We start from the raw sequence: 13,568 nt of genomic DNA on the forward strand, positions 1-13,568 counted from the left end.
TTTGTGAAATGGCCCTCAGAAACCGCTTGTATTCGGGGCCTTAGTGTTTTCCTAACCTTCCTCTGTACATCGCTCCCCTACGGTCGCAGCTCCAGGTCGGAACCCATGGCAGGAGGCAGAATGAAGGCGTTGCTGGACCGTGCCCGGTCGTTCAGGCGGCGGGTCGACTTCGAGGGCGACGAATACCGGAAACTGGCCGTCGGGCAATTTCCCGAGGCCTTGTTCATTACCTGCTCGGACTCCCGGGTGATTCCCGCGCTGATCACCGGCGCACGGCCCGGCGAGATATTCGAGCTGCGAAATGCGGGCAATATTGTGCCGCCGCACGGCGAGCACGGGCAGCATTCGGCCGCCTCCGGAGAGGCCGCCACCATCGAATACGCGCTGCAGGTGCTCGGCGTTCAGGACGTCGTGGTGTGTGGCCATTCCCACTGCGGTGCCATGGGCGCGATCACACACGGCGCCGACCTGTCCGGGTTGCCGCAGGTGGACGCCTGGCTCGACCACGCCCGGCCGGGGCTGGAGCCGGCGCTCGGGGACGCCGGGGCGACCGGGGACTTCGCGTTGCGCGAGGTCGTGCAGCTCAACGTGCGCAACCAACTCGACGTCCTGCACGGCTATCCGGTCGTCCGGCGGCTGCTCGACGAGGGGCGGCTGCGGCTGCACGGCTGGTACTACGAGATCGACACCGGCACGGTCCACGAACTGGACGAGGACGGCCGGTTCCGGGTGCACGGGTCATGAGCGGGGCGCACGCCCGGCGGGCGGCGGCCCCCCGTACCGCGGGGAAGACGGACCTCGGCACCGAGATCACCGCCTCCCTCGTCGTCTTCCTGGTCGCCCTGCCCCTGTGCATCGGCGTCGCGGTCGCCTCGGGGGTGCCGGCCGAGCTGGGGATCATCTCCGGGGTCGTCGGCGGACTGGTCGTCGGGGCCGCGCGGGGCAGCACCCTGCAGGTCAGCGGGCCGGCCGCCGGGCTCGCCGCGCTCGTCGCGGAGACCGTGCTGGAACACGGCGTCGCGATGCTCGGGGTGATCGTCCTCTTCTCGGGCCTTCTGCAGATCGTGCTGGGGCTGGTGAAGCTCGGCCGGATGTTCCAGGCGATCTCGCTGGCCGTCGTACAGGGAATGCTCGCCGGCATCGGGCTGCCGCTGATGTTCAGTCAGCTGTATCCGATGGCCGACGCCAAGGCGCCGGGCAAGCCGTTCGAGAACATCGCCGGTGTTCCGGCGTGGGCGGCGGATGTCGTCGCCGACCCGCAGGCGTTGATCGCGGCCGGGCTCGGTGTCGTCACGATCGTGCTGAGCTTCGTCTGGAAGAAGGCGCCGGGGCCGGTGAAGAAGATCCCGGCCGCGCTCGTCGCCGTCGGCATCGGCATCGCGGTCGCCGCGCTGCCCGGCGTGGACGTGAAGACGCTCCAGGTCGGCGACCTCGCGGACGCCGTCGACGTACCGGGGCCGGAGCAGTTCGCGGGGCTCGCCGACGCCGGGATCATCGGCGCGATCCTCACGTTCACGGTGATCGCCTCGGCGGAGAGCCTGTTCACCGCGGCGGCCGTGGACCGTATGCACACCGGTCCACGCACCCGCTACAACACCGAGCTCATCGCCCAGGGCGCGGGCAACACGGTGGCCGGCATCCTCGGGGCGCTCCCCGTCACGGCGGTCGTCGCCCGCAGCTCGGCGAACGTCCAGGCCGGGGCGAAGACGCGCATCTCCCGCACCCTGCACGGCCTGTGGCTGCTCGCCTTCGCGCTCCTGCTGCCCCAGGTCCTCGCGCTGATCCCGATCTCGGTGCTCGCCGGGGTGCTCGTGCACAGCGGGTGGAAGCTGCTCGCGCCGGGGGAGTTCCCCAAGATGTGGCGGCAGGACCGGGGCGAGTTCGCCGTCATGACCCTCACGACACTGGTGATCACGGCCACGGCGCTGCTGGAAGGCGTGCTCGTCGGTCTCGCGGCCGGGGTGGTGCTCGCCGCGCTGCGGATGTCCCAGGCGGTCGTACGGCAGCACGTCGAGGACGACACCGCGAAGGTCGTGGTGGCCGGCAACGCGACGTTCCTGCGGCTGCCGCGCCTGATCGAGGCCCTGGAGCAGGCCGCCGCCGCGGGCAGGCCCCGCATCCGGCTCGACCTGCTCGGCGTCACCCACCTCGACCACGCCTGCCGCACCCAGATCGACGAGTTCGTGGCACAGCAGCGGGGGGCCGGCCTACGGGTGGAGCTGCTGATGCCGGACCTGACGGGGGCGGGAGCGAGGGCGAAGGCGCCCCAGGAGAAGGTGCCGGATGCGAAGGTGCCGGACGCGAAGGTGCCCGACCTGACCGACGACCCCCACCCCGCCCCCGGCCCCACCGCCGAATGGTTCTACCTGGACACGAGCCCACCACTCGCCGGGAACTCGTCCAGCCCGACGTCCGGTTGACGCACGTACGCGAGGTCCGGTGCACCCTGCGCACCGGACCTCGCGAAGACCTTTCAGGCCGCCCGTACCTCGTACGTCGTCACCCGCACCGCCTCGTCGTCCAGGCACTGCCCGGAGACCAGGTCGAAGCGCTGCTTCAGAAGCGGGGAGGCGACGAAGGGGCTGCCCTGGTGGGTGCCGGTCAGGCCGCGGGAGAGAACCCCCGCGCCGCTGAACGGATCGCGGTTGTCCACGGCGTACAACTCGCCGTTGCGGTCACGGAACACGGCCACCTGGCGGCCGTCCGGCAGCAGGGCCGCCACGCCGCGGCCCGGCAGCAGCCGGGTCAGGTCGCAGACCGTGAACCAGTCGTCCGCCAGCCGGATCTGGACCTTCAGGTCGGTCGTCTCGGGTGCCAGGGTCATCGCTGGGCGCTTCCTTCCAGAACGTCTTCGGTGGGACGCAGGCCGATCGACAGCAGCGGCAGGTCCGGCTTCATCTGTTCGCGCTCGGGGACGAAGCCGACCACCGGGTCGGGGGTGTCGGGCGCGTTGACGAAGGAGACGAACCGGGCCAGCTTCTCGGGGTCGTTGATGGTCTCCGCCCACTCGTCCCGGTAGTTCGAGACATGGGCGGCCATCAGGCTCTCCAACTCCTCGCAGATGCCGAGGGAGTCGTGGACCACCACGTCCCGTACGTGGTCCAGGCCGCCCGGGATCCGCTCCAGCCAGGTCGACGTGCGCTCCAGGCGGTCGGCCGTGCGGATGTAGAACATCAGGAAGCGGTCGATCAGGCGGATGAGCTCGGCATCGCTGAGGTCCTGGGCCAGCAGGTCCGCGTGGCGCGGGGTCGCCCCGCCGTTGCCGGCGACGTACAGGTTCCAGCCGTTCGACGTGGCGATCACGCCGAAGTCCTTCGACTGGGCCTCCGCGCACTCACGGGCGCAGCCGGAGACCGCCGACTTCAGCTTGTGCGGGGAGCGCAGGCCCCGGTAGCGCAGCTCCAGGTCGATCGCCATGCGGACGGAGTCCTGGACGCCGTAGCGGCACCAGGTCTGGCCCACACAGGACTTCACCGTGCGCAGCGACTTGCCGTACGCGTGCCCGGACTCGAAACCGGCGTCCACCAGGCGGGTCCAGATCAGCGGCAGTTGCTCGACGCGGGCGCCGAACATGTCGATCCGCTGGCCGCCGGTGATCTTCGTGTAGAGGCCGAAGTCGCGGGCGATCTCGCCGATCACGATCAGCTTCTCCGGGGCGATCTCACCGCCGGGGACGCGCGGGACGACGGAGTACGAGCCGTTCTTCTGCAGGTTGGCCAGGAAGTGGTCGTTGGTGTCCTGAAGGGACGCCTGCTCGCCGTCCAGGACGTAGCCGTTCGCGCCGATCGTCGGGGCGAGGGAGGCGATGATCGAGGCGACCGTGGGCTTGCAGATCTCGCAGCCGTCGCCACCCCGGGCGCCCTCACGGCCGTAGCGGTCCAGCAGGTCCTGGTACGAGGTGATGCGCAGGGCCAGGACGATCTCGTACAGCTCCTCGCGGGTCTGCCCGAAGCAGCCGCACAGGCCCTTGTCGACCTCGACGCCGGACGCCTCCAGCTCGGCGGAGACCAGCTGGCCGAGGACCTTGACGCAACTGCCGCACGTCGTACCGGCCTTGGTGCACTTCTTCACCTCGGGCACGGTGGTGCACTTGTGCTCGGTGACCGCCCCGCGGATGGTGCCCTTGCGGACGTTGTTGCAGGAGCAGATGATCGCGTCGTCCGGCAGCGCGGCCGGGCCGAGCTGGGCGGGCGCTCCGGCGCCGGCCGGCAGCACCAGCGACTCGGGCGAGACCGGCGGGACCGAGCCGGTGAAGGCCTTGAGCGTGCCGTACGCCTCCGCGTCGCCGACCAGGATGCCGCCGAGCAGCGTGCCGTCGCGGCCGATGACCAGCTTCTTGTACAGGCCCGCGCGGGAGTCGGAGTAGACGACGTCCAGACAGTCCTCGGCCGTGCCGTGCGCGTCACCGAAGGACGCCACGTCCACGCCGAGCAGCTTCAGCTTGGTGGACAGGTCGGCGCCGACGAAGGAGGCCTCGTCGGCCGCGATCGTCGCCGCCGCGGTCTGGGCCTGCTCGTAGCCGGGGGCGACCAGGCCGTACACCCGGCCGTCCACCGCCTGAGCGCACTCGCCGATCGCGAACACGTGCGGGTCGGAGACCGTACGGCACTGCTCGTCGACGGTGATGCCGCCGCGCTCGCCGACCGTCAGGCCCGAGTCGCGGGCCAGCTGGTCGCGGGGGCGGACGCCGGCGCTGAACACCACCATGTCCGTGGCGAGTTCGGAACCGTCGGACAGCTTCATACCGGTGACGGCGCCCTCGGAGTCCGTCACGATCTCCTGGGTGCCCACCCCCGTGTGGACCGTCAGCCCCATGTCCTCGATGGTGCGCAGCAGCGCCGCGCCACCGCCCTCGTCGACCTGCACCGGCATCAGCCGCGGCGCGAACTCCACGATGTGCGCCTCGACGCCCAGCCCCTTCAGGGCGCCGGCCGCCTCCAGGCCCAGCAGACCGCCGCCGACCACGGCACCGGTCGTGGCCTTCGTCCTCGCGTACTCCTCGATCGCGAGCAGGTCCTCGATCGTGCGGTAGACGAAGCAGCCGGTGGCGTCCTTGTTCGGGACCGGCGGCACGAACGGATACGAGCCGGTGGCGAGGACGAGGGTGTCGTACTCGAAGACCTGACCCGACCTCGCGGTGACCTTCTTCGCCTCGCGGTCGACGGCGACCGCCGGGTCGCCGACGTGCAGCTCGATGCCGTGGTCCTTGATGAACTCCATGTCGGTCATCGACAGGTCCTCGGGCGTCTTGCCCGAGAAGTACGAGGTGAGCGCCACGCGGTCGTACGCCGGACGCGGCTCCTCGCACAGCACGACCACGCGGTGCGTGGCGGTCAGGCCGCGCTCGGCGAGCGCTTCGAGGAAGCGCTGGCCGACCATGCCGTGGCCGACGAGCACGATCGTGGGGGTGGCGGTCATTCAGGAGCCTCCATCGTTGGTGAGCAGGTGGAGCAGGGGGCCGTCGTCGGGGAGCGGCTCTGCTCCCTCCCAGGCGCGGGCGAGCGCGCCGACGGTGCCGAGTTCGCCGACGAGGACCCCGCCGACCAGGCGGTCGTCGCGGACGACGACCTTGCGGTAGGTGCCCCGGGTGGCGTCGGTGAGCTGCACGACGTCGTCACCGGGGCGGGGTTCCGTCTCGCCGAACGCGGCGAGGTCGAAGGGGGCCTGACCGGCCAGGGTGAGGCGGGTGAGGGCGCGGGTGCCGGTGTAGCGGGCGGTGGTGCTGCCGGCCAGCAGCTCGGCGAGGGTGTCGGCCTGGTCGAGCGCGGGGGTCGCGAGTCCGTACAGGTTGCCGTCGTGCTGGGCGCAGTCGCCGATCGCGTAGATGTGCGGGTCGGAGGTGCGCAGCTCGTCGTCGACGAGGACGCCCTTGTGGACCGCGAGCCCGGCCGCCTGCGCGAGCCCCGCGCGGGGGCGGACACCGCAGGCCAGCACCACGAGGTCGGCGTCGAGGGCGTACCCGTCGGCCATCTCGACCGAGCGGACCGCGCCGCCGACGACCCGTACGTCCCGCACCCGGCACTCGGTGTGCACCTCGACGCCGAGGTCGGTGAGGTGGCGCCTGACCAGCTGGGACGCGGCCGGGTCGAGCTGGCGCTCCATGAGCCGCTCGGACTGCTGGGCGAGCACGACCTGCACGCCGCGCACGGCGAGCGCGCGGGCGGCGGAGACCCCGAGGAGCCCGCCGCCGATGACGACCGCGCGCACTCCCGGCCGGACCGCCTTGGACAGGCCCAGGCAGTCGTCCATGGTGCGGAAGGCGTGGACGCCCTCGGGCAGCAGGTGGTCGGGGGTGAACAGGCCGCGCAGGGGCGGCAGTACCGGGTTGGAGCCGGTGGCCAGGACCAGCGTGTCGTATGCGATCTCCGAGCCGTCCGCGCAGCTCACGGTCCGCCCGTCGCGGTCGATCCCGGTCACCTGGGTGCGGATCAGCTCCGCGGGGGCCGCAAGGCCCGGCAGGGCGATCACGTCCGGGTGGTACCGGCCGGCCAGCACCTCGGCGAGCAGGACCCGGTTGTACGGGCGGTGCTCCTCCTCGCCGACGAGCAGCGCGGGCGTGCCGAGCTCACCGAGCCGCCGGGCGAGCCGCACGCCCGCGAGGCCGGCGCCGATCACCACCACACGCTTATTCGAGGTCATGCATCGCAGCGTGCGGGGTGGGTGTTACCCGACCGCATCGCATCTGTTTCCCGCGAGGAACGCTGCCCTCAGCGGGGGTGGGGGGTGAGTGTGAGGGTTGCGGGCGTGCGGCCGGGTGGTGCTGTGAGGAGCCTGCGAACGGGTCTTCGCCGTGAGGACCACACCGCGGACGGGCCCTCGGGCTCCCGAGCCCCCGGGATAGGGTCCCGATCATGCCCGACATACCCCTCGCCATGGTGGCCGCCCTCTGCCTCGCCGCGCTCGCGGCCGGCTGGATCGATGCCGTGGTCGGGGGCGGGGGCCTGCTGCTGCTCCCCGTCCTGCTGCTCGGGCTCCCCGCCGGCACCCCGGCCGCGTACGCGCTCGGCACCAACAAGGCGGTCGCCATCGTCGGCACGACCGGCGCCGCCGTGACGTACGCCCGCAAGGCCCCCGTCGACGTCCGCACCGCGATCCGCATCGGCCTCGCCGCACTCGCCGGCTCCTCCGGCGGTGCCTTCTTCGCGGCCGGCATGAGTACGGACGTACTGAAACCGTTGATCATGGTGGTGCTGCTCGCCGTGGCCGCCTTCGTGATCCTCAAGCCCGCCTTCGGTACCGCCCCGGCACCGGGCCCGGTCACCCGCCGCCGCGTCCTCGCCGCGATCGGCCTCGCCGGGCTGGGCATCGGGTTCTACGACGGCCTGATCGGCCCCGGCACCGGTACGTTCCTGGTGCTCGCCCTGACCGCCGTGCTCCATCTCGACCTGGTCACCGCCTCCGCCACCGCCAAGATCGTCAACTGCTGCACCAACGCCGGCGCCCTCGTCACCTTCGCCTGGCAGGGCACCGTGCTGTGGCAACTGGCGGCGCTGATGGCGGTGTTCAACCTCGCGGGCGGCACGCTGGGCGCGCACACCGCGCTGAAGAAGGGCAGCGGTTTCGTCCGGATCGTGCTGCTGACGGTGGTGTTCGCGCTGGTGGCGAACCTGGCGTACGAACAGTGGGTGGCCTAGCTCGGGGGCCCGGCCCGTCAGTCGACCCTGCCCGTCAGTCGTTTCCGATCGCGAGCGACTCGATCACCCCCGTCGGGTCCTCCTCGCCGTGCCCCGCCGCGAGGCGGCGCTCCATCAGGGTCATGAACGGTGTCAGCAGCTCCGTGCTGACGCCCTGTTCCTCGGCCGTGCGCAGCAGGGTGCCGGTGCCGGCCACCTGCATGGCGAGGTTGGACACGACGTCCTTGGTGTAGTCGCCGGACTCCAGCTTGTCGGCGGTCTCCAGCGCGGCCGGCGCCATCGCGGTCAGCCAGGACACGAGCAGCGGCGCGAACTCCTTCGGCGCGATGTCCTCCCCGCGGATCAGCGCGAAGGCGTGCGTGATGCCCGCGAACATGCCGTACATCCCGCTGAGCAGGGCCACGTCGTGCAGCGCGGCGAAGCCGGGGTCCGCGCCGACGTAGCGGGTACCGGCCGGGACGGCGAGGGTCGCCCGGTGCTCCTCGAACATCTCGGACGAGCCGCTGTACAGCACGTACGCCCCGGACGCCGGGGCGCCGATCATCGGCGGTACGGCCATGATGCCCGCGTCCAGGAAACGGGCGCCCCGCGCCTGCGCCCAGGCGGCGCGGGCGCGGCCCTGGCCCGGCGTGCCCGTGGTGAGGTTGACCAGGTCACGACCGGCCAGGTCGGCGTCGGACAGGGACTCGCCGACCGACGCGTCGTCCAGCAGGCAGGCGATCACCAGCCGGTTGGCGGCCACCGCCTCGGCCGCGCTCCCGGCGACCGTGGCGCCCTCGGCGGCGAGGGGCTCGGCGCGGGCGGGCGTGCGGTTCCAGACGGTGACGGGGTGGCCGGCGGCGAGCCAGGCGCGGGCGAGGGCGGTGCCCATGGCGCCGGTGCCGAGGAGGGTGAGCGGGGTCGGGGAAGAGGCGTTGTCAGTCATGGCGTTTAGCCTCGTAGAGGGTGAATGGCCTGCTCAAGTACGTACTTGCGAGTGGGTGGTTACTCCGGGGGAAGCGTGCAGGCAGTGGGAAGGCGGGGTGGCTGGTCATGGCGGTGGGACGACGGCCGGGGTCGTACGTCTGCGGGGTCGACGCGGCGATGGACGTGATCGGCGGGAAATGGAAGGTGCTCATCCTCTGGGCGCTGCATGTGCGGCCGCACCGTTTCGGCGAGCTGCGCCGGGAGCTGCCCGGGGTGACGGAGAAGGTGCTCGCGGCGCAGCTGCGGGAGCTGGAGGCGGACGGGATCGTGCACCGGGAGGTGTACGAGGAGGTGCCGCCGAGAGTGGAGTACTCACTGACACCGCGCGGGGAGACCCTGAACGAGGCGCTTGCGCCACTGGGGGCCTGGGGGAAGGCGAACGTTCTCGCGGAACCCGTGCGAGCGGAACCCGTGCGAGCGGCGTCCGTGCCGGCGGAGCCGCCCTTGCCGGCGGCCCCCAGGGCGTGAGTCATTCGCTTCCCGTCAGATGCGCGAACACGACGACGTTCCCCTGATAGCCGGTGCTGCGCGAATAACCGCCGCCGCAGGTGATCACCCGCAGCTCGGGCCGGGCCGCCGCGCCGTACACCTTCTTGTCGGGGAAGTTCTTGGCGTCGTACACCTCGATCGCGTCCACCTGGAAGCGGGCCACGCTGCCGTCCCGCCGGTCCACCTCGATGGTGCTGCCCCGTTTGAGGGCGCCGAGGTGGTAGAAGACGGCGGGGCCGTCGGCGTTGTCGACGTGCCCGGCGACGATGGCGGTGCCGGTCTCGCCGGGGGTGGTGCCGGCCTCGTACCAGCCGGCGAGGTTCTTGTGCGTGGCGGGCGGCACGTCGAGGCTGCCGCTGCGGGTGAGGCCGAGGCCCGTCAGGGGCGCGTCCACGCGGATCGAGGGGATGCGGATGCGGTCCGGCGGGGACGGCGGCAGTCCGGGCACCGCGGACTGGCCGACGGCCGCTCCGATGTGCGCCTCGGCGGCCGACGGCTGGGGCGGGGCGGGTGCGTCGGGCCCGCTGGTCAGCAGCCACACGCCGGCGCACAGGGCGACGACGGTGACGCAGGCTATCGCGGCGTCGCCCGTGTTGCCGTTCCTGCCCATGTCAGCCTCCCTGCCAAGACCGCTCGACCCGTTCCCCCTCCGGGCCGCGAGGGGCGTCGGACCCGGAGGGGGCGGGGACTTGCGGTACCGGCGGACGGACAGCGGAGGGTGTCCGTCAGATCCCGTCGCCTCTCGCCCGGCGATGCAGGAGCCAGGTACCGCCCGCGGCGGCGACGGCGAGAGCCGCCACGCCGGCCGCGGTCTGCACGGGGTCGGGGCCCAGGGCGCCGCCGACCCCCGTATTCACACTTCCTCTGGGGTGCACATAGCCCCGTGCCGACTCCAGGACGACCACCAGATCGCCCCGGACCTCCCGGCCGCCGGTGCACTTCGCGACGATCTCGTACGTCCCCGGCTGCGCGCTCGGCGGCACCCGGAACTGACCGATCGCCTCGCCCTCGTGCGTGCTGGGCGCGAGCGTGAAGTGCCCGGCCCCCACCGCGGTGGCGTCACCCTCCGCCGTACCGCCGTCCCCGCAGGCGGCGGTGTTCACGGTGACGTCGCCGCCCGGCACCGCGGTGGACGGGAACACCTCCAGGTGCCCGCCGTCCGCGCCGTAGGCGGGCGCGGTGAGCGACCCCGCGGTGGCGACGGTGAGCGCGGGACCGATCAGCAGACGGGCGGTACGTCGCATCGATGCTCCTCACGAGGTCTGTCGCGGGCCTCGGCCCGCGACACCCCCATGTGTCGCCGTCGGTCGCGCCCGCACTTCCGAGGTAAAGGGCACGACGACGAGCCCGCTCCCTGAAGGGCCGTCAGATTTACGGTGAACGGGTGCCCCGGGGCACCCCGACCCCTCGCTCTCACCCCCGTTCCCGCAGGTCACGACCGTATGAGGTGCGCCCGGGGCAAAAGAATCCGAAGGGCGCGCGGCGAAGGTGTGAACGGGTGACCGCATCCGGGAGACACCGGCCTCGGCGACTTGACCTCAACCTTGGTCGAGGTACCAGCCTGGTCGGCATGACGAATTCCACCACCGACATGTCCGCCCACCCCCTGAACGTCACCGCCGTCATCGGCAGCAACCGGCACGGCCGCTTCGGCCCCGTCGTCGCCGACTGGCTGCTCGACCGCGTCCGGGACCGCCCCGACCTGGCCCTCGACGTGGTCGACGTGGCCGGGACCGACCTGCCGACGGACCTGGCGCCCACGCCCGAGGCCACCGCCGCCCTGTCGTCCATCACCCCGAAGCTCGCGGCGGCGGACGCGTTCGTCGTCGTCACCCCGGAGTACAACCACTCGTTCCCGGCCGGGCTGAAGAACCTCATCGACTGGCACTTCACCGAGTGGCGGGCCAAGCCCGTCGCCCTCGTCTCGTACGGCGGACTCGCGGGCGGTCTGCGCGCGGTCGAACACCTCCGTCAGGTCTTCGCCGAGCTCCACGCCACCACCGTCCGCGACACGGTGTCCTTCCACAACGCGGGCAGCGCCTTCGACGCCGACGGCCGCCTCAAGGACGCCACCGGCCCGAACGCCGCCGCGAAGACGATGCTGGACCAGCTGACATGGTGGGGCCGGGCCCTGCGGGAGGCGAGGGAACGGCGCCCGTACGGGGAGTGAGCGGAGCCTCGGGACTTGAGTCCCTGCTGGACGCGACGCCCGCAAAGGCAAGGCCGGCCGTCTCGCGGACGCCGTCGAAGGCGCCGCGGAGACGACCGGCCGGCCCTGCGGGACCCGGCTCAGCCCACGTTCACCGCGCTCCAGGCCGAACCCACGGCCGCGTACTCCGCGCTACCCGCCCCGTACAGGTCCCGCGCCGCGTCCAGCGTCGCCGCGCGCGCCCCCGCGTAGTCGGTGGACGACGTCATGTAGACCGTCAGCGCCCGGTACCAGATGGCGCCCAGCTTGGCCCGGCCGATCCCCGTCACCGTCGAGCCGTCGCAGGTGGCGGAGTCGTGGGCCACGCCGTTGATGCTCTTCCCGCCGCTGCCCTCCGCCAGCAGGTAGGCGAAGTGGTTGCCGATGCCGGAGGAGTAGTGGACGTCCAGGCTGCCCGCGGTGGCGCTCCAGCAGTCCACCGAGAGGCCGTCGCGCGACGGGCGGTCCATGTACCGCAGCGCGCTCCGCCCGAAGCCCGCCCGCACGATCTTCTCGCCGATCAGCCAGTCGCCCTTGTCGGAGGCGTTGCCCGCGTGGAACTCCACCAGCGTGCCGAAGATGTCGGACGTGGCCTCGTTCAGCCCGCCGGACTCGCCCGAGTACGTCAGCGCGGCCGTCTTCGAGGTCACCCCGTGGGCCATCTCGTGGCCGGTGATGTCGAGGGAGACCAGCGGCCCCATGTTGGTGCCGTCACCGTCGCCGTACGTCATGCAGAAGCAGGTGTCGTCCCAGAAGGCGTTGTTGTACCGGGTGCCGTAGTGCACGCGGCTGTACGAGCCCTTGCCGTCGCCCGCGATGCCGTTGCGCCCGTGGACGTCACGGAAGTAGTCCCAGGTGACGTCCGACCCGTACTGCGCGTCCACCGCCGCCGACGCCCGGTCCGTCATCGTGCCGTCGCCCCAGTGGTTGTCCGCGTCCGTGAAGACGGTCGCGGGGGCGCGCACGACACACAGCGTGCCGAGGAAACACAGGTCGGACCGGTTCGTGGCGTCACCGGTGTACGTGCCGCCGCGCGTCGGGTCCGTCAGCTGGTACGACGATCCTGTCGCCGTCGTCTCCAGCGGAACCGTCCCGCCGTACAGCGACCGCCCGTCCCCGGACGCCGACTCCAGCGTGTCCCAGGCGTCGATCTGGGCGCCGGTCCGGGCGTCCGTCAGCACCGTGCGGCCCACCGGGTTGCCCTGTGCGTCCAGCGCGACCGCGTCGGTCCGCCAGGCCAGCTTCGGTGTGCCGTGCAGCGCGTCGACGACCAGCTCGGGCCTGGCGGTCAGCCGCTTCAGGGCCTCGCCGAGGCGCGTGGCGCGCAGGGAGTTGGCGGCGCGGTCGGCGGCCTTCGGGCCGGACAGCAGGGGGGTGACGGTGGGCAGGGAGAGGGCGCCGCGGGTCGCCCGGTCGGCGCCCCGGTAGGTGCCGTCCGGCGCCAGGTGGACGACGAAGTCGCCGCCGAGGACCGGGAGTTGGCGGTAGGTGCGGTCGTAGCGGACGTGCTGGGTGCCGTCCGCGTCGACGATCACGTCCCGCACCTTGGTGCCCTGGGCGGCGGTGAGACCGAGGGCGTCGGCCTGTTGCGCGAGCGCCGCGGTCGCGTTCTCGATCGCCTGGGCCCGGGTGGGCCGGTCGGCCGCGCCGGCGGTGGTGGGGGAGAGGGCGGCGGCCAGCAGGGCGGCGGTTGCGGCGGTGACGGCGAGGCGGGAAGCTCGCGCGTGCCGTATTCGACTCATCGGTCTCCTCGGGAAGGCGCCGGAGTGGGGGGCGGCGCAGACGTTCACCGAGGTTTACGCGATCATGACATGTCATGTCCATAGAGCATCTGAAGAGGGTGTGTGAGGGGTGAGAATCGTTTCTGTGACCCTCCCGTTCTTCGTCTACGGCACCCTCCGTCCCGGCGAGCCCAACCACGACTCCTTCCTGCGCGGCCGCACGCACACCGAGGAACCGGCCCGCCTCACGGGCGCGGTGCTGTACGACGGCCCCGGCTATCCGTACGCGGTGGAGGAGCCCGGCGGAATGGTGACCGGCGACCTGATCACGCCCGTCCCGGACGCCTACGACGAACTCCTCACCGTTCTCGACCGGTTGGAGGAGTACGCCCCGGGAAACGCCCGCAACCTCTACGAGCGCGTCAGCCGCGAGGTCGTCCGGGACACCGACGGGGCGGCGCTGCGGGCCTGGGTGTACGTGGCCGCGCCCGCCGTCGCCGCCCGGCTGCGGATGCGGGGCAAGCTGATCGAGGGCGGGGACTGGCTGGCGCGGGGCTGAATGTGAGCCCG

Annotated in this window: 13 protein-coding genes; 6 read left to right on the forward strand and 7 right to left on the reverse strand. The window is 72.1% G+C overall.

All coding sequences use genetic code 11. The features are described 5' to 3' along the window. Nucleotides 1–120: 120 nt before the first annotated feature. Nucleotides 121–744 (forward strand): carbonic anhydrase, encoded by a 624-nt coding sequence (locus I2W78_RS27145; RefSeq protein WP_196462869.1) that lies wholly within the window; start codon nt 121–123, stop codon nt 742–744. Then, nucleotides 741–2,420: a SulP family inorganic anion transporter gene (locus I2W78_RS27150; protein ID WP_196462870.1), complete on the forward strand. Its 1,680-nt coding sequence runs from the start codon at nt 741–743 to the stop codon at nt 2,418–2,420. Before I2W78_RS27145 ends, I2W78_RS27150 begins: the two co-directional genes overlap by 4 nt. Before the next feature lie 53 nt (nt 2,421–2,473). On the opposite strand, the gene nirD is transcribed toward I2W78_RS27150, so the two are convergent. The 3 genes from nirD to I2W78_RS27165 are packed head-to-tail and all read right to left on the reverse strand — an operon-like array spanning nt 2,474 to nt 6,639. Then, on the reverse strand, nt 2,474–2,824 hold the full coding sequence (gene nirD, locus I2W78_RS27155; RefSeq protein WP_196462871.1) for a nitrite reductase small subunit NirD: 351 nt from the start codon (nt 2,822–2,824) through the stop codon (nt 2,474–2,476). Beyond that, on the reverse strand, nt 2,821–5,418 hold the full coding sequence (gene nirB / locus I2W78_RS27160) for a nitrite reductase large subunit NirB (protein ID WP_196462872.1): 2,598 nt from the start codon (nt 5,416–5,418) through the stop codon (nt 2,821–2,823). Before nirB ends, nirD begins: the two co-directional genes overlap by 4 nt. Then, nucleotides 5,419–6,639 carry an NAD(P)/FAD-dependent oxidoreductase gene (locus I2W78_RS27165; RefSeq protein ID WP_196462873.1) on the reverse strand — a complete coding sequence of 407 codons (1,221 nt, stop codon included), beginning with the start codon at nt 6,637–6,639 and terminating at the stop codon, nt 5,419–5,421. It lies immediately after the preceding gene. Nucleotides 6,640–6,851: 212 nt separating this feature from the next. Between I2W78_RS27165 and I2W78_RS27170 the strand changes: the two genes are divergently transcribed. Next, nucleotides 6,852–7,634 (forward strand): sulfite exporter TauE/SafE family protein, encoded by a 783-nt coding sequence (locus I2W78_RS27170; protein WP_196462874.1) that lies wholly within the window; start codon nt 6,852–6,854, stop codon nt 7,632–7,634. Nucleotides 7,635–7,668: 34 nt separating this feature from the next. On the opposite strand, the gene I2W78_RS27175 is transcribed toward I2W78_RS27170, so the two are convergent. Then, complete coding sequence (locus I2W78_RS27175; protein ID WP_196462875.1) at nt 7,669–8,559, reverse strand: NAD(P)-dependent oxidoreductase; 891 nt, start codon at nt 8,557–8,559, stop codon at nt 7,669–7,671. A 107-nt stretch (nt 8,560–8,666) separates the two neighbouring features. Between I2W78_RS27175 and I2W78_RS27180 the strand changes: the two genes are divergently transcribed. After that, complete coding sequence (locus tag I2W78_RS27180; RefSeq protein ID WP_196462876.1) at nt 8,667–9,068, forward strand: winged helix-turn-helix transcriptional regulator; 402 nt, start codon at nt 8,667–8,669, stop codon at nt 9,066–9,068. Between the two features lies 1 nt (nt 9,069). On the opposite strand, the gene I2W78_RS27185 is transcribed toward I2W78_RS27180, so the two are convergent. Beyond that, the gene (locus I2W78_RS27185) at nt 9,070–9,699 is read right to left on the reverse strand and encodes a class F sortase (RefSeq protein ID WP_196462877.1); all 630 of its coding nucleotides are present in this window, start codon (nt 9,697–9,699) and stop codon (nt 9,070–9,072) included. Nucleotides 9,700–9,814: 115 nt separating this feature from the next. Then, on the reverse strand, nt 9,815–10,333 hold the full coding sequence (locus I2W78_RS27190; protein WP_196462878.1) for a hypothetical protein: 519 nt from the start codon (nt 10,331–10,333) through the stop codon (nt 9,815–9,817). Between the two features lie 326 nt (nt 10,334–10,659). Between I2W78_RS27190 and I2W78_RS27195 the strand changes: the two genes are divergently transcribed. Continuing rightward, the gene (locus tag I2W78_RS27195; protein ID WP_196462879.1) at nt 10,660–11,259 is read left to right on the forward strand and encodes an NADPH-dependent FMN reductase; all 600 of its coding nucleotides are present in this window, start codon (nt 10,660–10,662) and stop codon (nt 11,257–11,259) included. Nucleotides 11,260–11,378: 119 nt separating this feature from the next. Here I2W78_RS27195 and I2W78_RS27200 read toward each other — a convergent pair whose 3' ends face one another. Continuing rightward, nucleotides 11,379–13,019, reverse strand: coding sequence for a M4 family metallopeptidase (locus tag I2W78_RS27200; RefSeq protein WP_196462880.1), 1,641 nt, complete (start codon nt 13,017–13,019; stop codon nt 11,379–11,381). A 124-nt stretch (nt 13,020–13,143) separates the two neighbouring features. Here I2W78_RS27200 and I2W78_RS27205 point away from each other — a divergent pair, with 124 nt between their 5' ends. After that, nucleotides 13,144–13,557, forward strand: coding sequence for a gamma-glutamylcyclotransferase family protein (locus I2W78_RS27205; RefSeq protein WP_196464741.1), 414 nt, complete (start codon nt 13,144–13,146; stop codon nt 13,555–13,557). The last annotated feature ends 11 nt before the right edge of the window (nt 13,558–13,568 follow it).

The organism is Streptomyces spinoverrucosus, from assembly GCF_015712165.1.
GTDB lineage: Bacteria > Actinomycetota > Actinomycetes > Streptomycetales > Streptomycetaceae > Streptomyces > Streptomyces spinoverrucosus_A.

What these genes read in the sequence shown, in the direction of transcription:
- nirD (WP_196462871.1), bottom strand. Translation starts at nt 2,824, where the DNA reads ATGACCCTGGCACCCGAGACGACCGACCTGAAGGTCCAGATCCGGCTG.
- I2W78_RS27170 (WP_196462874.1), top strand. Translation starts at nt 6,852, where the DNA reads ATGCCCGACATACCCCTCGCCATGGTGGCCGCCCTCTGCCTCGCCGCG.
- I2W78_RS27200 (WP_196462880.1), bottom strand. Translation starts at nt 13,019, where the DNA reads ATGAGTCGAATACGGCACGCGCGAGCTTCCCGCCTCGCCGTCACCGCC.
- I2W78_RS27185 (WP_196462877.1), bottom strand. Translation starts at nt 9,699, where the DNA reads ATGGGCAGGAACGGCAACACGGGCGACGCCGCGATAGCCTGCGTCACC.
- I2W78_RS27165 (WP_196462873.1), bottom strand. Translation starts at nt 6,639, where the DNA reads ATGACCTCGAATAAGCGTGTGGTGGTGATCGGCGCCGGCCTCGCGGGC.
- nirB (WP_196462872.1), bottom strand. Translation starts at nt 5,418, where the DNA reads ATGACCGCCACCCCCACGATCGTGCTCGTCGGCCACGGCATGGTCGGC.
- I2W78_RS27145 (WP_196462869.1), top strand. Translation starts at nt 121, where the DNA reads ATGAAGGCGTTGCTGGACCGTGCCCGGTCGTTCAGGCGGCGGGTCGAC.
- I2W78_RS27175 (WP_196462875.1), bottom strand. Translation starts at nt 8,559, where the DNA reads ATGACTGACAACGCCTCTTCCCCGACCCCGCTCACCCTCCTCGGCACC.
- I2W78_RS27190 (WP_196462878.1), bottom strand. Translation starts at nt 10,333, where the DNA reads ATGCGACGTACCGCCCGTCTGCTGATCGGTCCCGCGCTCACCGTCGCC.
- I2W78_RS27150 (WP_196462870.1), top strand. Translation starts at nt 741, where the DNA reads ATGAGCGGGGCGCACGCCCGGCGGGCGGCGGCCCCCCGTACCGCGGGG.
- I2W78_RS27180 (WP_196462876.1), top strand. Translation starts at nt 8,667, where the DNA reads ATGGCGGTGGGACGACGGCCGGGGTCGTACGTCTGCGGGGTCGACGCG.
- I2W78_RS27195 (WP_196462879.1), top strand. Translation starts at nt 10,660, where the DNA reads ATGACGAATTCCACCACCGACATGTCCGCCCACCCCCTGAACGTCACC.